Genomic DNA, 18,514 nt, shown 5'->3' with positions numbered 1-18,514 from the left:
AAGCAACGTTCGATCAGGTCCATTTTGTAGGTGAAAGGAAACCACCTAGCAACACGCTGAACTAAACCGTTGAATACGTAATATATTCGTCGTTAAGTGAGGTCCATAATGTGAACCTTATCGTGTCGTCGCGGAACAAGCGTAAGCCCCGTGGTCGCCTGGTGCGGGTCCCCTTCGCCGGCTTGCGGCGGACGAATCCGTCCCTGTCCCCGTCATTCCCAGACGGCACCGGGAAAGGCGTTCAGCGGTATCTTGAGGTAGCGGCGGCCATTATCCTCGGCGACCGGCAGTTCTCCGCCGCGAATATTGACCTGCAGGGCATGCAGAATCAGCTTGGGCATCGGTAAGGTCCTGTCGCGCGCCTCCCGCAGATTGACGAAATCCGCCCGTGTTTTTCCGGCGACATGCGTATTATTAGCTTGCTGTTCCGCCACCGTACTTTCCCACAGAGCTTCACGGCCGCCTGGCCGATAGTCATGTCCGGTGAAGAGGCGGGTCTCGCCCGGAAGGGCAAGAATGGCCTCGATCGAGTTCCACAGGCTCTCGGCGCTGCCGCCGGGAAAATCCGCGCGGGCGGACCCGCTGTCAGGCATGAACAACGTGTCGTGAATGAAGGCCGCATCGCCGATGATGTAGCTGATCGACGCTAGCGTATGCCCAGGCGAGTGCAGTACGCGGGTTTCGAGATTCCCGAGTTCGAACATATCGCCGTCGCGAAACAGCCGATCCCACTGCGAACCGTCACAAACGAAATCCGGCCAATTGTAGATCTGTTTCCAGATCTGCTGCACGCCTTTCACGTGCTCGCCGATGGCAGTGGGCGCCCCCGTTCGATCCCTGAGGTAGCGTGCCGCCGAGAAATGATCCGCATGCGGATGGGTGTCCAGTATCCATTCGACACTCAAACCCTGCTTGGCCACATGATCGAGAATGGCGTCGGCATTCGTCGTCGCGGTGGAACCCGATTTCTGATCGAAGTCGAGCACCGGATCGATGATCGCGCATTTTCCCGTTTCGGGGTCGGCCACGACATACTGAATGCTGCACGTGGCCGCGTCGTAAAAGGCGGCTACATCAGGCCTGTGCATGTGCCCTTCCCTTCTCGGCCGCTACACGAGGGAAGAATATCGCACGTGCCGGATCGAAGTCGTAATCCCGTTCGAACGCCGGAGCGTCGGCAGCCAGTTTCGCGACGGAATCGAGGATGAATTTCACCTTTTCGTCCGAGAGCAGAACGCTGAAATTCAGCCGCGTGAAGCCGGGCTTCTTTATTTCGTCGCCGGCGAGAATGGCTTGGCGCATCTGCTCTGACTGCTGCGCATCGATCGACAGCAGCCTGTGAACATAGGGCCCGGCGCAGGCGCAACCGCCACGGGCCTGAATGCCGAAGCGGTCGCTCAGCATGCGAGTAACGAGTTGCTGGTGCATATACCCCCCTTTGCCGTCGCGGATGCGGAAGGAAAAAATCGGTAGCCGGTCCAGCGCCGGTAGACCAAGTATCTCCAATTGTGGGACATCCTTCCATGCGGAAAAGGCACGAACCGTAAGCTGGCGATTGCGCCGCGCCATTTCCTCCAATCCGATGGCGTGCTTGACGACAAAGGCGAGGGCCGCCCGGATGTCGCCAACGACGTTCGGTGTCCCCGCCTCTTCGCGGGCTTCGAGGCTGTCGCTGTAGTCGTGCGTCTCCGGCGAGACGAATTTCACCGTCCCGCCGCCCGGCCAGGAGGGTTTGCTCGTGGCCAGACCGTCGCGCCGAACGATCAAAATGCCGGAAGCGCCCGGGCCGCCAATGAACTTGTGCGGCGAGAGAACGATGGCGTCGATCTCCGCAGAACCGCTCGGCGACACCGAAATCGGTACATAGGGCCCGGCACCTGCATAGTCCCAGATCATCTTGGCCCCGGCCGATTTCACCAAGTCGGTAGTCGCGGCGACGTCGCTGGTGATTCCCGTGATGTTCGAGGCCGCGGACAATGTACAGATGGTCAGGTCGCAAGATCCGCTTCGCAGAGCCTGATCCAGAAGGAAGAGGTCCGGGCCGCCCTCGGGCGATTCGGTCAGCTCGACGATTTCCGCACCGCTTTCGCGCCAGGGAAGTATGTTGGAGTGGTGCTCATACGGACCGATGATGACCCGCACGGTCTTCCCTGCCGCGATCGCTTCGGTGACGCCGAACAGTTTGACGAGGCGGTTCAGCCCCGAAGTCGCGCCGGATCCGGTAAAGATGACCGCATGTCTCTCGTCCGCTCCGCAGCACTCGGCGATCAACGCCCGCGCCTCCCTTCGCATGCGGGTCATGAACCCGCCGCAGTAAGAAGCCTCGGTATGGCTGTTGGCGTAAAATGGCAGGACTTCCTCGAGGATGAAGCGTTCGACCGTTCCAAGCGCCCGGCCCGATGCAACATAGTCGGCATAGACCAGGTTTCTGATGCCGTAAGGGCCTTCGATCTGCGACGTGGCCCCGACGAGATCGCTCCGCAGGTAGTCTATGAGATCGCCGCGGTCCAGCCCTCGGCGAAACCGCTCGAGAGGCGTGACGTTATCTTTCGGCTCATGGCGGACAGCTTGCACGATCACCTCCCGAGGCTTGAATGTTGACATCGATTGTATTCTGCCGCACCGTCGAAATGTTCACCTATTTTCTGCAGTTCCTCTCGGGTTTTGTGTCACATGATCGAATCTCAAGCCAAAGTCGATGGATTCGATCTGAAGATTCTGACGGCTCTGCAAAAGGATTCGAACCTCTCGCAGCGCGAACTGGCGGAGAAGGTAGGGCTGTCGCAAAATGCCTGTTGGCGCCGTCTTCAGCGGCTTCACTCGATCGGAATGATCCGCGGGTCCCATAGCGATATAGATATCGGCGCGTTGGGCCTCGATCTCATCGTGTTCGTGATGATTCGCACCCGACATCACTCCAAGGAGTGGAGCGACGGCTTCAGGGCACATGTCGAGAGACTTCCCGAAGTGATCGACTTTTACCGCATCGGCGGAGAATGGGACTACCTGATCAAAGTCGTCACCAGAGGCATGTCCGGCTATGACGCCTTCTATCAGAAGCTCATCACGAATTTCGACCTCGCCACGGTGACGGGCTTTTTTTCGATGGAAGCGATCATCAACAACCGTCCTGTGGATTTGACACGTCTCCGGTGAGCCTCTCGAATTGCGGACTTTCAGGGCCATTTTCGATCGCTTGCGGCTCGAAACGGCCGCGGTGCGCGTCGTTCACGATTAGCGCCGCGTCGTTCGTGGACATTTGAAACCGCCATGCTTGTGGCCTCATGCCGCTCCCGCCGATCGGATGCGGCGGGACGACAAGAGGGGGAGATCTGCCGTGAGCTACATCATCAGCACCGCCTATGCGGCGGTCCTTCTCAGCGCCGTCTTCGTGATCGTCCGCTGGGGCAATGTCTACTGCCGCGGGCAAACGCCCGTCGGCATATACACCTTCGTGGCGCTGCTGTTCACGGCTGGTCTCGATATGGGCCTGGTCATGCTCCCCCTGACCGAGTTTCCCGCCTATGCGGCCGATAGCGCCTATGGCTTCACCAATCCGCTCGCCATCGAGTTCGGCATGTGGGGGCCGTTGGTCTGGATGATGTACTTCCTCTCGGCCTTCTACTTCGTGGTGCTCGAACCGCGACTCAAGATCTTCGAGATCGCGGCCGTCAAATGGGTCTACAATCTCACGGTCATCGCGACATGCGCGTTCACCTGCTATCTCTTCCTCACGGCCTTGCCGAGCTATATCGAGGGGATCTCGATGCCGGCGCGCTGGGCTGTCGTCGTCGCCGTCATCGCGGCGTCCGTCTATTCGAGCAGCAACGTCAATTTCATGAAATGGCTGGCGGTCACATCGACATGGATGTTCGTGACCCTGGCTCTCGCGGCCCTTTTGGCAGCCGCCTTTTTCTACAGCAATACAGGCCTGAGCGGGCTCGTATCGAATGTGGGCCTGCTGTCGGACTATTTTGCCAACTTGAACCGCTTCGTCAGTCCGATCACAGAATATCACGAGTTCTACCTCTTCTGGTGGTTCTCCTGGAGCATTATGATCGGCCAGTTCGTTTCCATGTTCGTCGGAGGGCTGAGGACATGGCGGCTGGCGGTTGCAATGGTCCTCCTGCCTTCGATCCCCTTGGCGGTGTGGTTCGCGGTGCTTTACATCTATTTCCAGCAGCAGATCGTCATTCCGACGTGGTTGAACTGGTTCATGGTCACGGTCGGCATCATCTTCGTCGTGAATTCGCTCGACTCCCTGATCCGTCTCTACGGACTTAATCTCGGCTGGACGAAATCGCGGCTCGGCGCGAGAGCATACTATCCGCTGCACTTCCTTCTTCAGCTCGGCCTGGTAATGGCGTACCAGTTCACGCCGTTCAGGATCGAATGGGTGGGCGTGATCGTGATCGGCATTTACGCGGCGATCTACGCGCTCATTTTGCGCCACCACGTTCATGTTCGGACGGCATTGAACGAGGCGCGGAGCGCGGCAGCCTAAGGTTAGGGCCCTTCCAGGAGAGATTTGCTCGGCCGTGCTTTCGAGCAACTGCTGGAAGAGCGTCAGGTACCCAACTGCGGCGACCAGGCGGAGATACTGAAAAAACTGACGCTGCATTCCTGAACGCCGCGCGTGGCAAGCGATCGGCCGGGACGGAACGCAGCCGTCCGGAGCATTCGCGGGATAACTGTGTGCCGTCCGGTGTCGAGATGCCCGGTTGCGCGGGAACAGGCCTGATTCAAATAAAATTAACCGTGACAGGCATCGGTGACCTTCTTCGTCGATGTTTGCCCCGGTTTGCTCGCATTCAGCTTGCCATGATGGGGGATGGATAAAGCGGGACTCGCCTTTCTGGTGCTCATACTCGTGCTCATCTCTATCGTGATGAGCATACTTGCCGTCGAGCGGGAACCGGAGGCGCCGCCTACCGGGTCGATCATCGCCCCGGCGGTCGGAACCCGTCGTGGCTGCCGGCGGCCCCAAAGAAGCCGCAGGCCATTTGCAAGATAGTTCACTATCCCTCTTGGCTTCCCGGGAGACGTGGATCTGTCAGTTGAAGATGTGCACTCTGAGTTTCAGGCTGCCGTCTGCCTGTTTCTCAAAGACATGGGTTGCCACCCCAGCCCATGGCTGATCGGCACCTTTGGCGTCTTTGCCCTTGGCCGACCATTTCGCTGTGCCGATCAGCAGGTTGCCCTCGCCTTGCGCCTCGATCAATTCAAGCTTGTGACCCGTCACGCCCATGCCGAAGATTCCGCCAAAGAATTTCTCGACGCCGGCGGGCCCCTTGATCACGTCATGGGTGGCAGGCAAGAAAATAGCGTCGTCCGTGTAGAACGCCGCGATGGCTTTTGCGTCCGCATTGTTGAATGCTGCGTCCCACGCCGAGTAGGCGGCCTTTACGTCGTCGCCGGGGTCGGCCTTGGCAGAGGCGAGCGAAAAGAGGCAAATGCCGAACGCGACGAACATGGCAGTCAGAAGTCTAGCCATGGCATCCTCCCAAAAGGATGGCGGCATGGAATGTAGATGCCGTCTTACAGAAGAATACGCTCCGATTGCCGGGGTGTTAACCTACCCATTCGGGTGGCGATGATTGGGCTGATTTCGAAGCAGGGTCGCCGGGCCGTCGGCTTCCTTTGTGGTCGGATGAGGTCGAAGCCTGCCCCAACGAGGCGCCGCTTATGGCATGCTCGGCGGCGCGATGAACTGGTAGTACGCCCACACCAGGACCAGCCCGGCTATAACGGCCAGCCAGGTAAGCGCCTTCCGCCGCACTGGAGCGACCGCTCTCGGCTGCGGCTTCGATTTCCGTCGCTCGAATTTAATGATTTTGTCGTCGCTCATGTGGTCCTCTTCTCAGCGGTGGACGTAGTATCATACTGTTGCCGGCTTGTTCGAAACAAACACGGACAAATCGTATCCCCAAAAAGGAGCACAGCGTGACCCAGTTATCGGAGGCGGACGTTGCGGCCCGATGGAACGACAATGCCGATCAATGGGCACATGATGTTCGACAGGGTTACGATACCTATCGAGACCTATTCACGCTCCCGGCATTCCTGGCCTTCCTTCCCTCAATCAGCGGCTTGGACGTGATCGACTTCGGCTGCGGCGAAGCTTCCAATACGAGGCGGTTCGCCGCAATGGGCGCTCGAATGACCGGCATCGATCTTTCGGAGCAGATGATCCGCCATGCTCGCGCAATTGAAGAGCAGCAGCCGCTCGGCATCCACTACGCGATTAAATCTTATAGCCAGAACACCGGTTTCGAGGATGCCTCCTTCGATGCCGTCGTCTCAACCATGGCATTGATGGATGGGCCGGACTTCCCAGCCGCCATGCGTGAGGCATTCAGGTTGCTGCGCCCCGGCGGGTTTATCGCCTTCAGCATCCTGCACCCCTGTTTCATTACTCCCGGGTTGCGATGGCAGAAGGAGGGCGACGGGAGGGCGACGGGGCTGGTGGTGTCGCGCTATTTCGATCAAACCGATTTCGTCGAGAGATGGCGCTTTGGCGACCGACCGAGCGACGATGACGTCGTACCGTTTGAGGTGCCACGCTTTCCCCGCACTATCGGCGAATATCTCAACGGCGTCGCTGATGCCGGGTTTCGTATCGTCGAAGTCCGCGAGCCGCAGCCGACGGCGGAGGCATGCGAACTCGCACCTCGTTTCATCAGATGGCGCGATCTGGCCGCATTCCTGCTCATGATCCGGGCCGAACGCAGTGCCTGACAGGTCACGCGCCCCTGCAATCGGACGGATCGTTAGAGAGCCCAGCTATCCAGCCATTCTCGTTGCCGTAAACGAACTTCGGCGGGTCTTCGTCGCTGCTGGAGAAATCCGGGATGCGTCACAGACTGGATCGAAAGAGGGCAGCTTTGGCGGCACCCCTTTTGAGTGCTTATGCGAAGATGAAGTCCGCGCTCGAGAAACTGGTAGCGGTGATAAGGCCGTTCTGATCGTCAACGAGAATTGAAAACTCGCGTCCACCGGAATCAAAGCCCTTCACCAGCACGTCACCGCCAGCGGTATCGTACGCGTAGATCGTACCTGCCGCGCCAGTATTGGAATACAATTTAACCCCAAGCTTCTCGATGACAAACATGTCGAGACCATCCTGAAAGTCCATCACCGAATCCCGATCCGTCAGTACCGTCGGCCCTCGAAAGACAAAGCGGTCGGCGTCGGCTCCGCCCCAGAGTACGTCCCTTCCCCCATCGCCAGAGATTGTGTCTCCGCCAGCGTCGCCATAGAGGGTGTCATTTCCCGCCCCGCCGACCAGGCGATCATGACCGTTGCCGCCACTCAGATCATCGTCGCCGGCGCCGCCTGTGAGAATGTCATCTCCGTCATCCCCGAACGCCCGATCGTTGCCCGCCCCCACGGAAATTCTGTCATTGCCTCTACCGCCATACGCTTCATCGGTCCCCCCTTCCGAATCCAACACATCATCGCCGTCGCCGCCGTCCAGGTAATTGTCACCGTTACCGCCATCGACGATGTCGTTTCCGCTCCCGCCGTACATACGGTCGTTCCCCGACTGGCCCTTAAGGGCGTCATCGCCGCCTTCGCCATAAATTATATCATTGCCTGCGCCGCCGCTGACCGCCTGCTGCGTCAATTTCCCAGTTGCAGGGTTCACGCGGTTATTGAAGCCGTCATTTCCCGCGCCCGCGAAGATGATGTCGTCACCATCACCAGCATCAATATACTCTTCGCCATTGCCACCGTAGATTACATCGTTACCACGGCCACCCAGAAAGTGGTCATGGCCTTCACCGCCATGCAACGTGTCGTTGCCATCTCCACCATCGGAAATGTCGTTTCCTCGTCCGCCAAAGAACGTGTCGTTCCCAGCCCCACCTTTGAATCGATCGTCGCCATCGCCACCTTCGGCATAGTCATTCCCGGCACCGCCCTCGATATAGTCGTTGCCATCGCCACCGTAGAGTTTATCGTCGCCGAGACCGCCGGAGAGATAGTCGTTGCCGGCGCCGCCCTCGACATTATCGTGGCCATCGCCACCGTAGAGCTTATCATCGCCCTGCCCGCCGTAGAGATAATCGTCGCCTGCATAACCCCAAATCTCGTTGTTGCCAAAAAGACCACGGATGATGTCGGCCAAGCTTGTTCCGCGTAAAAGCATTCTATCCCCTCCGGGTGGGCGACGGCAGAGCGCTCATGACGTGAGTAAGCATAGCGCTACCTGCCAAGTTTCTAAGGCCTCAAACCGAAAGAGACTATTCGGGCGGATGGACTAGACCACTTGGTTGATATGGCCAGTCCTGATTTGCGGACAGAGTCCTATAGCCGCCGACGAGAGCGCAAAGGCTCATGAGTTGATGGCGATGTAAGGCTGGGCTCGACTCGCAATGGCCGAGATCTACACGAAAGAAGCGGAAAAAAAGCGCCAAGGCAGCCTCGGAACGCCTTGCGAACAGAATGTAGGTCGCACCTATGACCCCGACCGGTCGCACCTGAACTAGAATCAATGACTTAGAGGGTGGTTTGGCGACCCCTGCAGGACTCGAACCTGCGACAACCTGCTTAGAAGGCAGGTGCTCTATCCAGCTGAGCTAAGGGGCCGTCTCAGCACGTGAGCCTCAATGGGTCCAGGGCTGCATCCGGTTGAAACGGAAATTGTCCGAATAGGAAACATTCTTGCGAGCCGCATCCTTGGGCGCGATCACGCGATACTCGATGCCGTTGCGCTCGGCATAGGCGATCGCCTGCTCAGCACTCTCGAAGGTCAGGCGAACCTGCTGCCGGGTGTCGGCGGAACTCGTGTAGCCCATGATCGGGTCGATCGTGCGCGGTCTTTCCTGATCGAACTCCAGCACCCACAGATGCGTCTTGGCCTTGCCGGACTGCATTGCTGTCTTTGCGGGGCGATAGATCTTCGCGGACATTGTTCTTAACAGCTCCCGTTGACCAAGAGATCAATGTTTTCACGTGATTGGATGGTCGGAGTGGAGAGATTCGAACTCCCGACCCTCTGGTCCCAAACCAGATGCGCTACCAGACTGCGCTACACTCCGCACCACGAAGGCGGAGATACACGCTTCGCCCTGCGGCTGCAACAGCAAATTTCGAGGCTGGCGCGGAGCCGGCGAATGCTTCAGTTCGCCCGCTCCGCGGCCGGAAGTCCCGCGCCTTCGAGCCTGTCGCCGGGGCTGATGCCGAGTCGCTTCACGGTTCCGGCATTAAGCTCGAGCACGTACGCCACCGGTTCCCTGGAATCGATAATGGCTTCGGAATGCGGAACCGCGTTCTCATGGATGGTACGGATGACGCCGTCACGCGCGATGAAGAGCATGTCGAGCGGCAGATAGGTGTTCTTCATCCACATCATCACCGGCCGCGTCTCGCCGAAATCGAACAGCATGCCGTGATCCGGCGCCATCTGCCGGCGATACATCAGCCCCTGCTCCCGCTGATCCGGCTGGGTCGCGAGCTCGACGGTAAGGTCATGCGTGCGTCCGCTCGCCGTTATCAGCCGCACCCGCTCCTTGGCAAAGGAAACCTCGGCCATGGCCGAGGCAACGAGCAGCGACAACAAAAAAAGCGCCGTCAGGGCGCTTCTTGCAGCTATGCCGACGACTCCGGGCATCAGTGCGACCGCGTGGTCGGCGTCGGCCCGTCGGGATGGATCTCCGCAGCCATCAGGCCCTTCTCCCCGTCCCCGAAGCGGCAGAGTACCACTTGGCCGGGCCTCAGCTCCGTCAGGCCAAAGCGGCGCAGCGTTTCCATATGCACGAAAATGTCTTCGGTGCCCTCCCCGCGCGTCAGGAAGCCGAATCCCTTGGTTCGGTTGAACCACTTCACGAGCACACGTTCGAGGCCGCTCGTCGGTGTGACTTGAACATGCGTTCTGACCGGTGGCAGCTGGGAGGGGTGAACGGCCGTCGATTGGTCCATCGAGAGGATGCGGAAGGCCTGGTAGCCACGATCCCGCTTCTGAATGAGAGCGACGACCCGGGCACCTTCCAGAACGGTCTGATATCCGTCGCGTCTGAGGCAGGTCACATGCAGCAAAACGTCCTGCATGCCGTTGTCCGGAACGATGAAGCCGAATCCCTTGGCAACGTCGAACCACTTTATGACCCCGGTAATTTCGATGAGATCAAGCGCGTCGTTACCGAATTCGCCATTATGGATGACGTCTTTCGAAGATGTCCTGTCAGCCATTCTCGCAGCCCCTCGTTACGCGCAACACTTCGATACGGTTAACTGATTCTTATGGGCCAGAATAACATCGTCCCGCTGCGCGTGTGCAAGCCCCTCGACATATTTTGACCTGAGACGTTTATAGGCATGCAGCCTTGCGTCTGGCTTGCCGTCGCCTCACTATACGCCATCTTCCACGAAACAGGGACATTCTCCAATGCGGTATCTGCATACGATGGTTCGCGTCAAAGACCTCGACCAGGCTCTTCATTTTTATTGCAAGCTTTTCGGGCTCCAGGAGATTCGCCGATACGACAACGAGAAAGGCCGCTTCACGCTCGTTTTTCTCGCGGCGCCCGGCGATCTCGACCGCGCCAAGGAGGAAGCCGCGCCCTGCCTGGAGCTCACCTATAATTGGGATTCCGAGGAATATGCCGGCGGGCGTAATTTCGGCCACCTCGCCTATGAGGTCGACGACATCTACGCGTTCTGCAGGGATCTGATGGACAACGGCGTTACGATCAATCGCCCGCCGCGCGACGGCCACATGGCCTTCGTCCGGTCGCCGGACGGCATCTCGATCGAGATCCTGCAAAAAGGCGAGCACCTGCCGGCTCAGGAACCCTGGGCTTCCATGGCCAATACGGGTGTCTGGTAAGCCTCGCACAATTGCCACCGGCTAATCGTCAGCCGTCGCCGGCCCTGCCGAGCGGCGCGGCACCGGCCGGCGCAAGAGGATCAATAGAACAGCGGATGATCTTCAGGCCCGGCTATTGCCGGGCTTTCGCTTATATTTTGCGAAGCTGAAATAGGTTGGTGCAGGTTTACAAAACACGCGGCGTTCATTACCTTGCCGCGCAGACGTTGAAACGGGGCTCTGCTTCGTCGTCACTTGCGGGGATAGCCCTATACTTGCCTGACCTTTCCCGTGGGGAGCCTAGCGCCCTCCGCGTGAAATTGTTGTGCCGTTCCGGAGCGTATTCGGAATCGGAACGTGTTGTGTGCGCGGTGCAAAGCAACCCGCATGCACGGAGAGCGGGGAAAAGGCGTTGCAACATCTGGAACCAGGATACAGTCTCCTGACGATCGGACGCGCCGCAGCATTATCCGTATCGCTTCTGGCACTGGCGAGCTGTGTGTCGGCAGTCGCCGACAATGAGACGATCAGCCCGCTCAATTCCCAACAGGTGGCTGAAGCAGCGCCGGCCGCATCCGAGGAGACGATGCGGGACGAGCAAGAGGCTGGCGCCGGCGCGACGGCGCAGGTGCCCGACGGTGAAGCGGGCCAGAACAGCGCCGCCATGCAGCCCGGTCTGGCCATGCAGGGCACTGCGCTGCGCGCGACAACATCGAGCATCTACGGGCAATCGCCGGCAGGACCGTCCGCCGAGGCGCGGCCGGACCCAAGCAGCCAGCCGACGGCAGCACCGTCGGCCGTCGCATCGCCGACGATGAATGCCAAGGCCAATAGTCTCTTCAGCAACGGACAGTCCGAGGCTCAACCGGTGATTCAACCGCAACAGGGCGCGGCAGGCGAAGCTCCCGCGACAAACGAAGCGATTGCTGCCGCAACGCCGGCAGCCACCGGCGAAAGGGATACGCCCGCGGCCGTTCCGTTGCCTTTGAGCGCGCAGGCCGCACTATCAGGTGCGACGGCGGCCGCCCTGCAGCCGGTCGAAGTCGCCTCGCGGACGCCGGCGGATGCCACCCAGCCGGCGGGCTCCGACCACGGTGAGAAAGAGACTCAAGAGACGAAGAAGACCTGGACCCTCGCAAGCCTGTTTGCGCCGAAGCGCAGGGAAAAACAGCGGGCCGAATCGACACGCGCTGTGCCGGCAGGCGAGAAGAAAACGATTACCGCAAGCAATGCGGGACAGCCGCAGGTCGCTTCCCTCGCCTATACGTCACTGCCCGGCGTCAACATGAACCCGCTTTTCAGCATGGAACACGAAGCGCACGAGGCTGACGAGGACGACGCGCCCGTGGAAGTGGCGAACCTCTCGGGCCTTGCCCGACTCACGCCGAGCGGCCTCATCCTGCAAACGGAGAAGGTGGAAACGGGCTGTTTCAAACCGCAGCTTCTCGACATCCTGAAGACGGTCGAAGGTCATTACGGCCGCAAAGTCATGGTCACATCGGGCCTGCGCGCCATCAAGGTCAACCGCAAGCGCCAGTCCCTTCATACGCGCTGCGAGGCGGCGGACATCCAGGTGGCGGGCGTCAGCAAGTGGGAGCTCGCGAATTTCCTGCGCAACGTTCCCGGCCGGGGCGGCGTCGGCACCTACTGCCATACCAACTCCGTCCATATCGACATCGGTCCCCAGCGCGACTGGAACTGGCGCTGTCGCCGTCGCAAAGGCTGATCGGCGATCGCTCCCTGTTAACAAGGCCCATCGTGATCAGCGGTGATTTTTCCCGGAAAAAATGAAAACTGCCACTTGCGGGAATCCGAAGCCCTCTCTATAAGCCGCCTCGTCTTACAGCGACTTGCGTCTTTTCAGAGGCACAAGGCTTGCTGCAGCAGGCGCCCATCGTCTAGCGGTCTAGGACGCCGCCCTTTCACGGCGGAAACACGGGTTCGATTCCCGTTGGGCGTGCCAATTTCTCCTCTTATACTTGTGGATACTTCGCCTTGTATGTGGATGGGACGTCTTTGCTTTGCGTCACCATAGGATCGAGTTGACCTGCGCGGATCTCTTGCCGAAAAAGCAAAATAATCGCCTTACATCACTTGCATGAATCCGATGCCCTCTCTATAAGCCGCCTTGTCTTACAGCGACTTGCGTCTTTTCAGAGGCGCCAGGCTTGCTGCAGCAGGCGCCCATCGTCTAGCGGTCTAGGACGCCGCCCTTTCACGGCGGAAACACGGGTTCGATTCCCGTTGGGCGTGCCATTCCACCTCTTTTCTATTTCATGTTTTTCATAGTATGGTGCTGATCGTCACCAGCAGGCGCCCATCGTCTAGCGGTCAGGACGCCGCCCTCTCACGGCGGTAACACGGGTTCGAGTCCCGTTGGGCGTACCATTTTCCTCACCTTGCGCGCGCATCATTTCGCTTCCGAATAGCGCTTGCGTCTGCTCCCGATCTTTTCCCAGGAAAAATCGAAATTTACCGCCCGCGGTCTCTTGCGAGAATCCGAAGCGCTCTCTATAAGCCGCCTTGTCTTACAGCGCGTGCGCCTTTCAGACGCACAAAATCGCTGCAGCAGGCGCCCATCGTCTAGCGGTCTAGGACGCCGCCCTTTCACGGCGGAAACACGGGTTCGATTCCCGTTGGGCGTGCCATTCCTCTTCAAAGTCTTTAAGAAAAGTCCGTAAGTCTCTGAGTCGGCTACACCCGTTGGCGCCGCCTCGGCGTTTAATTTGCTTTCGCGGCGTCCGTCACGCGCAGTTGAACCTTGCGTGTCCCCTGCCACAGATCCGCTGACACGGAACCCGCGACATGAACGGTGGCGCCGCGGTTGCCGAGCAGGAAATCGCCGAGCGGCGTCTCCGTCGCGCGGAAGGCGATGCCTTCCATGCGGCTGCCGTCGTGCCCCTCGAGCGTCACCTTCACGTGGTTGGCCCCGACCTGACGGCTATCGCGCAGTCGATGTTGCGGGAAGGCAAAGAGCGGCTGCGGATGGCCGGAGCCATAGGGTCCCGCCTGGTCGAGAAGATCGACGAGGTCGAGCGTCGCCCCGGCCGCTGCCAGTGCGCCATCGACCTTGAGCGTTTGGACGGCGACGAGATCGCGAACGGCAGTTTCGGCGCGCTCTTCGAAGAATTGCCGAAGCTGGCCGAGCTTACCGCGCTCTACCGTCAGCCCGGCGGCCATTGCATGTCCCCCGCCTTTGACCAGCAGGCCGTTGTCGACGGCCGCACGGACGAGCCGCCCCATGTCGAAACCGTTGATCGAACGGCCGGATCCGGTTCCGCGGCCGTTCGGATCGAACGCAATCGCAAAAGCCGGCCGGCGGAATTTCTCCTTGATGCGTGCCGCAATGAGGCCGACGATCCCAGGGTGCCAGTTCTGCCGGGCAGTGACGATCACCGACGCGCCCTCGCCCGTTCCGTATTCCGCCAGCACCTCGGCTTCCGCCTCCGCAAGCATCGCCGCCTCCATCGCCTGGCGATCGCGATTGAGTTCATCGAGCTGGGTGGCGATGATTTCCGCCGCCGCGGCATCGTCGAGGGTCAGCAGACGACTGCCGAGCGCAGCGTCGCCGATTCGCCCGCCGGCATTGATCCGCGGGCCAAGCAGGAAGCCGAGATGATAGGGCGTCACGGGTCCGCCGATCGCCGCCTTGCGCAAGAGTGCGGCGAGACCCGCATTGCCCATGTGCCGCGCGGCAAGCAGGCCCTTGACGACATAGGCCCGGTTCAGGCCTTTGAGCGGCACCACGTCGCAGACGGTCGCAAGCGCCACCAGGTCGAGCAGCGACAGGAGGTCGAAGGATGCCGCGCGCGGGTCGCCCCTGAGGCGGAGCACGCGCAATGTATTGACCAGTACCAGATAGACGACGCCCGCAGCGCAGAGATGGCCCTGCCCCGACAGGTCGTCCTCCCGGTTGGGATTCACCAGGGCGTGACACGGCGGCAGCACCGAGCCGACCTGATGGTGGTCGATGACCACGACATCGGTCCTGCGCTCTGCCGCCACCGCCAGGGCTTCATGGCTCGTCGAGCCACAGTCGACCGTGACGATCAGTTCGGCGCCCCGATCGATCAATTGATCGATCGCCTGCGGGTTCGGACCGTAACCCTCGAAAATGCGGTCGGGAATATAGATCTCGGCGGTGATATCGAAATGCCGCAGGAAACGCGCCATGAGCGCGGACGAGGCCGCACCATCGACATCGTAATCCCCGAAGATCACCACCTTCTCGCGGCGACGAATGGCATCCGCGAGCCGCTCGGCCGCCTTGCGGCCGTCGGTCAGGGTGTCGGGGTCAGGCATCAGTGCGCGCAACGTCGGCTCGAGGAATGCCGACGCGTCGTCCAGTCCGACGCCACGCCCGGCAAGCACGCGCGCGATGAGTTCGGAATAGCCGTGGATCTGACTGATGGCCAGGGCACGGTTCTGGCCCGCCTGATCGAGGCGCGATACCCAGCGCTGACCGCTGACCGAGCGTTCAACGCCGAGAAATGCCCGCTGGATCGGATCCGCCAAAACGTCCATCTGTCTACCCGCCCGAAGTCCCTCCGTTCTTAGCGAAGATTTCGGCACTGAAAAACCGGCGGGGGTGCAGTTCGGCCCGCAAGTCGCCGGTCGCAGCGGCTTCTCAACAGATTTGATGAGGACGCGCGGTCACCAGGCCTTCGGACGCTCGATCCTGATAACCTGCGGCTCGCCGACGAGATAGCCCTCGCTCTTGATCGAGACGATCGCTTTGCGGACGGAAGCCTCTGATGTCGCATGCGTGACGAGGATGATCGTCTTCGGCTCGGCCGGGTCGGCATAGTGCTTGGAATGCTGCATGATCGATTCCAGCGAGATGTCGTTTTCCGCCATGTGCTTCGCCACATTGGCGAAGACGCCCGTGCGGTCGACCACTTTCAACCGGATAAAATAGCCGCCCTCATGGCTCTGCATCCGGGCGCGCTTATAGGGCAACAGCGCCTTCGCCGGACGGCCGAATGCCGGCACGTGCTGCGCGCCGGGTCGGCTCTTGGCGATGTCGGCGATATCGCCGAGCACGGCCGATGCGGTCGCGTCCCCGCCAGCGCCCGGGCCCACCATCAGAAGCTCTCCAAGAATGTCGGATTCGATCGCAACCGCATTGGTCACCCCGTCGACCTGCGCGATGACGGTGTCGTGAGGTACCATGGTCGGATGGACGCGCTGCTCTATGCCGCTATCGGTTCGCTGGGCGACTCCGAGAAGCTTGATGCGGTAACCGAGGTCGGAAGCCGCCTGGATATCTTCGATCGAGATGTTGGTGATGCCCTCGAGATAGATGTCGTCGGCAGCAATCGCGGTGCCGAAGGCAAGGCTCGTCAGGATCGAGAGTTTGTGCGCGGTGTCGTTGCCCTCGATGTCGAAGGCCGGATCGGCCTCGGCATAGCCGAGCCGCTGAGCCTCCTTGAGGCATTCCTCGAAGGAGAGACCCTCCCTCTCCATCTTCGTCAGGATGTAATTGCATGTGCCGTTCATGATGCCGTAGACGCGCGAGATCGTGTTGCCGGTCATCGACTCGCGAAGCGCCTTGATGACGGGAATGCCGCCGGCGACCGCAGCTTCGTAATTCAGAAGTGCGCCATGCTTCTCGGCAATTTCCGCCAGTTCGACACCATGTGCTGCCAGAAGCGCCTTATTGGCGGTCACCACATGGACGCCGCGCGTGAGCGCTGCCTTCACGCAAGAATAGGCCGGGTCTCCGGCGCCGCCCATCAGTTCGACAAAGACGTCGATGTCTGCTTCAGACGCCAGGGAAACTGCGTCGTCGAACCAGGCGATGTCCGAAAGCTTCACGCCCCGATCTTTCGCCCGGTCTCTTGCCGCTACGGCCGTAATCTCGATCGCCCTGCCGCATGTGGTCGCCATCGTCTCATGACGATCCTGGAGAATCCGCACGAGCGAGGCACCGACGGTCCCCAAGCCCGCAATGCCGATTTTGAGGGCATCTGCCATAGCAAGTTCCTAACACGTAGAGGCGCCCCGCCAGACCAGGCGGGGCAATTTGGGTGCGGAAACGGGCACAGCCCGGCTCCTTACCGATGCGCGTTGAGCGAGATGACGTTGTGCATCGTCTCGTCCGCCGAAGAAAGGAAGCGCTTGATATTGCGCGCGGCCTGGCGGATCCGGTGTTCGTTCTCCACCAGAGCGAGACGAACATAGTCGTCGCCCTGCTCGCCGAAGCCGATGCCCGGAGCAACGGCGACATCCGCTTTCTCGACGAGAAGCTTGGAGAACTCGAGCGAGCCGAGATGGCGGAACTTCTCGGGGATTTTCGCCCAGGCGAACATCGTCGCCGGCGGCGGCGGAACCTCGAAACCGGCCTTGCCGAAGCTTTCCACCATGACGTCGCGGCGCCGCTTGTAGATGGCGCGCACCTCGGCGATATCGCTGCCGTCACCATTCAGTGCCTGCGTCGCAGCTACCTGAATCGGGGTGAATGCGCCATAGTCCAGATAGGACTTCACGCGCGTCAGCGCCGCGATCAGTCGCTCGTTGCCGACGGCGAAGCCCATGCGCCAGCCGGGCATGGAGAAGGTCTTCGACATCGAGGTGAATTCGACGGTCACATCGGTTGCACCCGGCACTTCCAGAACCGAGGGCGGCGGTGCGTCGTCGAAGTAGATTTCCGAATAGGCGAGATCCGACAACACGATGATGTCGTGCTTCTTCGCAAAGGCGATGACATCCTTGTAGAAATCGAGCGTCGCGACCTGCGCCGTTGGATTGGACGGGTAGTTGAGGATCAGCGCCAGCGGCTTCGGGATCGAGTGCCGGACCGCACGCTCGAGCGGCGGGAAAAAGCTCTCGTCCGGCTCGACCGAAATCGAGCGGATGACGCCGCCTGCCATCAGGAACCCGAAGGCGTGGATCGGATAGGTCGGATTCGGGCAGAGGACGACGTCGCCGGGTGCGGTAATGGCCTGCGCCATGTTGGCGAAGCCTTCCTTGGAGCCGAGGGTCGCGACGACCTGCGTCTCGGGATTGAGCTTGACGCCGAAGCGGCGTGCATAATAGGCGGCCTGCGCACGGCGCAGCCCGGGAATGCCCTTCGATGACGAATAACGATGCGTCCGCGGGTCCTGGACGACTTCGCACAGCTTGTCCACGATTGACTGCGGGGTCGGAAGATCCGGATTGCCCATACCGAGGTCGATGATGTCAGCACCGGCCGCTCGCGCGCTCGCTTTCAAACGGTTGACCTGTTCGAAAACGTAGGGCGGCAAACGCCGGACTTTATGAAACTCTTCCATCTCCAGACCTCATTTGGCGCGCGTCTTTGCAGCCCTTGGGCTCTTCGCTCGACATGCGCGGGGTGAACGGCCGCCATCGCGGCCATTCAACGCTTTGCGTCCAAAACACGAGAAAGGCAAGCGCTAATTCTCGATCTGTTTCAGCGTGTCGGCACCGTGCTGCTCGGCCAGAACCTGCAATTCCTTCAGGCGACGCCGGTACTCGGCTTCGGAGATCGCGCCGGACCGGCGCTGCCCGGCAAGTGCGGTCAACTGCCCCTGCATGTTCAGCGCCTCCTCATTGGTCATCTGCTGCATGGCGGCAGGCTTTTGACCGTAAACCGAAGGATAGGTGGCAAGGTCCGCCGTCGAATTGCAGCCCGCGAGCACGCCTGCGAGAATCAGTGCGGACATCCAAGAAAGCGAACGCTGTTTTCCGACGGCAAGCATG

General features: G+C 60.4%; 17 protein-coding genes and 6 tRNA genes. 9 read left to right on the top strand and 14 right to left on the bottom strand.

Annotated features, from left to right (window positions below):
• Positions 1-212 precede the first annotated feature (212 nt).
• Positions 213-1,088, bottom strand: coding sequence for an MBL fold metallo-hydrolase (locus BHD07_RS21195; protein ID WP_275597885.1), 876 nt, complete (start codon positions 1,086-1,088; stop codon positions 213-215).
• Positions 1,075-2,574 carry an aminotransferase class V-fold PLP-dependent enzyme gene (locus BHD07_RS21190; RefSeq protein ID WP_338283140.1) on the bottom strand — a complete coding sequence of 500 codons (1,500 nt, stop codon included), beginning with the start codon at positions 2,572-2,574 and terminating at the stop codon, positions 1,075-1,077. Before BHD07_RS21190 ends, BHD07_RS21195 begins: the two co-directional genes overlap by 14 nt.
• Before the next feature lie 99 nt (positions 2,575-2,673).
• Here BHD07_RS21190 and BHD07_RS21185 point away from each other — a divergent pair, with 99 nt between their 5' ends.
• Both BHD07_RS21185 and BHD07_RS21180 read left to right on the top strand, forming a co-directional pair.
• Positions 2,674-3,156: an Lrp/AsnC family transcriptional regulator gene (locus BHD07_RS21185; protein WP_275597884.1), complete on the top strand. Its 483-nt coding sequence runs from the start codon at positions 2,674-2,676 to the stop codon at positions 3,154-3,156.
• Between the two features lie 181 nt (positions 3,157-3,337).
• A complete protein-coding gene (locus BHD07_RS21180; RefSeq protein WP_338282955.1) occupies positions 3,338-4,504 on the top strand; it encodes a BCCT family transporter in 1,167 nt (388 codons plus the stop codon).
• A 549-nt stretch (positions 4,505-5,053) separates the two neighbouring features.
• On the opposite strand, the gene BHD07_RS21170 is transcribed toward BHD07_RS21180, so the two are convergent.
• Together BHD07_RS21170 and BHD07_RS21165 are read right to left on the bottom strand one after the other, a co-directional pair.
• Positions 5,054-5,494, bottom strand: a complete 441-nt coding sequence (locus tag BHD07_RS21170; protein WP_338282954.1) for a YybH family protein — start codon at positions 5,492-5,494, stop codon at positions 5,054-5,056.
• A 189-nt stretch (positions 5,495-5,683) separates the two neighbouring features.
• Positions 5,684-5,848, bottom strand: a complete 165-nt coding sequence (locus BHD07_RS21165; RefSeq protein ID WP_018095026.1) for a hypothetical protein — start codon at positions 5,846-5,848, stop codon at positions 5,684-5,686.
• Positions 5,849-5,943: 95 nt separating this feature from the next.
• Here BHD07_RS21165 and BHD07_RS21160 point away from each other — a divergent pair, with 95 nt between their 5' ends.
• Positions 5,944-6,738 carry a class I SAM-dependent methyltransferase gene (locus tag BHD07_RS21160; RefSeq protein ID WP_338283139.1) on the top strand — a complete coding sequence of 265 codons (795 nt, stop codon included), beginning with the start codon at positions 5,944-5,946 and terminating at the stop codon, positions 6,736-6,738.
• Positions 6,739-6,907: 169 nt separating this feature from the next.
• Here the strand turns inward: BHD07_RS21160 and BHD07_RS21155 are convergent, their stop codons facing one another.
• The 6 genes from BHD07_RS21155 to BHD07_RS21130 form a co-directional block, all read right to left on the bottom strand.
• The gene (locus BHD07_RS21155) at positions 6,908-8,152 is read right to left on the bottom strand and encodes a calcium-binding protein (protein WP_338282953.1); all 1,245 of its coding nucleotides are present in this window, start codon (positions 8,150-8,152) and stop codon (positions 6,908-6,910) included.
• 363 nt (positions 8,153-8,515) lie between these two features.
• Positions 8,516-8,592 (bottom strand) — tRNA-Arg (locus BHD07_RS21150).
• Positions 8,593-8,609: 17 nt separating this feature from the next.
• Positions 8,610-8,915 (bottom strand): ETC complex I subunit, encoded by a 306-nt coding sequence (locus tag BHD07_RS21145; RefSeq protein WP_003530925.1) that lies wholly within the window; start codon positions 8,913-8,915, stop codon positions 8,610-8,612.
• 52 nt (positions 8,916-8,967) lie between these two features.
• Positions 8,968-9,044, bottom strand: a tRNA-Pro gene (locus tag BHD07_RS21140).
• A gap of 80 nt (positions 9,045-9,124) precedes the next feature.
• On the bottom strand, positions 9,125-9,616 hold the full coding sequence (locus BHD07_RS21135) for a DUF192 domain-containing protein (RefSeq protein WP_018095030.1): 492 nt from the start codon (positions 9,614-9,616) through the stop codon (positions 9,125-9,127).
• A complete protein-coding gene (locus BHD07_RS21130) occupies positions 9,616-10,194 on the bottom strand; it encodes a cold-shock protein (protein WP_003530922.1) in 579 nt (192 codons plus the stop codon). The genes BHD07_RS21135 and BHD07_RS21130 overlap by 1 nt, the downstream gene beginning before the upstream one ends.
• A gap of 196 nt (positions 10,195-10,390) precedes the next feature.
• Between BHD07_RS21130 and BHD07_RS21125 the strand changes: the two genes are divergently transcribed.
• The 6 genes from BHD07_RS21125 to BHD07_RS21100 all read left to right on the top strand — a co-directional run bounded on the left by BHD07_RS21125 (position 10,391) and on the right by BHD07_RS21100 (position 13,458).
• Positions 10,391-10,831 (top strand): VOC family protein, encoded by a 441-nt coding sequence (locus BHD07_RS21125; protein ID WP_275597880.1) that lies wholly within the window; start codon positions 10,391-10,393, stop codon positions 10,829-10,831.
• A 391-nt stretch (positions 10,832-11,222) separates the two neighbouring features.
• Positions 11,223-12,536 carry a YcbK family protein gene (locus BHD07_RS21120; RefSeq protein WP_100673184.1) on the top strand — a complete coding sequence of 438 codons (1,314 nt, stop codon included), beginning with the start codon at positions 11,223-11,225 and terminating at the stop codon, positions 12,534-12,536.
• A gap of 161 nt (positions 12,537-12,697) precedes the next feature.
• Positions 12,698-12,773: transfer RNA gene (locus BHD07_RS21115), tRNA-Glu, on the top strand.
• A 217-nt stretch (positions 12,774-12,990) separates the two neighbouring features.
• Positions 12,991-13,066 (top strand) — tRNA-Glu (locus tag BHD07_RS21110).
• 57 nt (positions 13,067-13,123) lie between these two features.
• Positions 13,124-13,198: transfer RNA gene (locus BHD07_RS21105), tRNA-Glu, on the top strand.
• A 184-nt stretch (positions 13,199-13,382) separates the two neighbouring features.
• A tRNA-Glu gene (locus tag BHD07_RS21100) sits at positions 13,383-13,458 on the top strand.
• A gap of 73 nt (positions 13,459-13,531) precedes the next feature.
• Here BHD07_RS21100 and recJ read toward each other — a convergent pair.
• The 4 genes from recJ to BHD07_RS21080 form a co-directional block, all read right to left on the bottom strand.
• On the bottom strand, positions 13,532-15,334 hold the full coding sequence (gene recJ / locus BHD07_RS21095) for a single-stranded-DNA-specific exonuclease RecJ (protein ID WP_338282952.1): 1,803 nt from the start codon (positions 15,332-15,334) through the stop codon (positions 13,532-13,534).
• Positions 15,335-15,463: 129 nt separating this feature from the next.
• Positions 15,464-16,786: a homoserine dehydrogenase gene (locus BHD07_RS21090; RefSeq protein ID WP_100673182.1), complete on the bottom strand. Its 1,323-nt coding sequence runs from the start codon at positions 16,784-16,786 to the stop codon at positions 15,464-15,466.
• An 80-nt stretch (positions 16,787-16,866) separates the two neighbouring features.
• Positions 16,867-18,084 (bottom strand): LL-diaminopimelate aminotransferase, encoded by a 1,218-nt coding sequence (locus BHD07_RS21085; RefSeq protein ID WP_010969423.1) that lies wholly within the window; start codon positions 18,082-18,084, stop codon positions 16,867-16,869.
• A 123-nt stretch (positions 18,085-18,207) separates the two neighbouring features.
• Entirely contained in the window at positions 18,208-18,513 is a 306-nt protein-coding gene (locus BHD07_RS21080) for an SHOCT domain-containing protein (RefSeq protein ID WP_198516793.1), read from the bottom strand.
• Position 18,514: the final 1 nt, after the last annotated feature.

Source organism: Sinorhizobium sp. KGO-5 (genome assembly GCF_036245905.1).
Classification (GTDB): Bacteria; Pseudomonadota; Alphaproteobacteria; order Rhizobiales; family Rhizobiaceae; genus Sinorhizobium; species Sinorhizobium meliloti_A.
This window is presented reverse-complemented; position numbering and strand designations above follow the sequence as displayed.

Bases quoted from the DNA above. Each gene is read 5' to 3' on its own strand.
- BHD07_RS21195 (WP_275597885.1), bottom strand. From the start codon at position 1,088: ATGCACAGGCCTGATGTAGCCGCCTTTTACGACGCGGCCACGTGCAGC.
- BHD07_RS21185 (WP_275597884.1), top strand. From the start codon at position 2,674: ATGATCGAATCTCAAGCCAAAGTCGATGGATTCGATCTGAAGATTCTG.
- BHD07_RS21170 (WP_338282954.1), bottom strand. From the start codon at position 5,494: ATGGCTAGACTTCTGACTGCCATGTTCGTCGCGTTCGGCATTTGCCTC.
- BHD07_RS21165 (WP_018095026.1), bottom strand. From the start codon at position 5,848: ATGAGCGACGACAAAATCATTAAATTCGAGCGACGGAAATCGAAGCCG.
- BHD07_RS21155 (WP_338282953.1), bottom strand. From the start codon at position 8,152: ATGCTTTTACGCGGAACAAGCTTGGCCGACATCATCCGTGGTCTTTTT.
- BHD07_RS21145 (WP_003530925.1), bottom strand. From the start codon at position 8,915: ATGTCCGCGAAGATCTATCGCCCCGCAAAGACAGCAATGCAGTCCGGC.
- BHD07_RS21135 (WP_018095030.1), bottom strand. From the start codon at position 9,616: ATGCCCGGAGTCGTCGGCATAGCTGCAAGAAGCGCCCTGACGGCGCTT.
- BHD07_RS21130 (WP_003530922.1), bottom strand. From the start codon at position 10,194: ATGGCTGACAGGACATCTTCGAAAGACGTCATCCATAATGGCGAATTC.
- BHD07_RS21125 (WP_275597880.1), top strand. From the start codon at position 10,391: ATGCGGTATCTGCATACGATGGTTCGCGTCAAAGACCTCGACCAGGCT.
- recJ (WP_338282952.1), bottom strand. From the start codon at position 15,334: ATGGACGTTTTGGCGGATCCGATCCAGCGGGCATTTCTCGGCGTTGAA.
- BHD07_RS21090 (WP_100673182.1), bottom strand. From the start codon at position 16,786: ATGGCAGATGCCCTCAAAATCGGCATTGCGGGCTTGGGGACCGTCGGT.
- BHD07_RS21085 (WP_010969423.1), bottom strand. From the start codon at position 18,084: ATGGAAGAGTTTCATAAAGTCCGGCGTTTGCCGCCCTACGTTTTCGAA.
- BHD07_RS21080 (WP_198516793.1), bottom strand. From the start codon at position 18,513: ATGCTTGCCGTCGGAAAACAGCGTTCGCTTTCTTGGATGTCCGCACTG.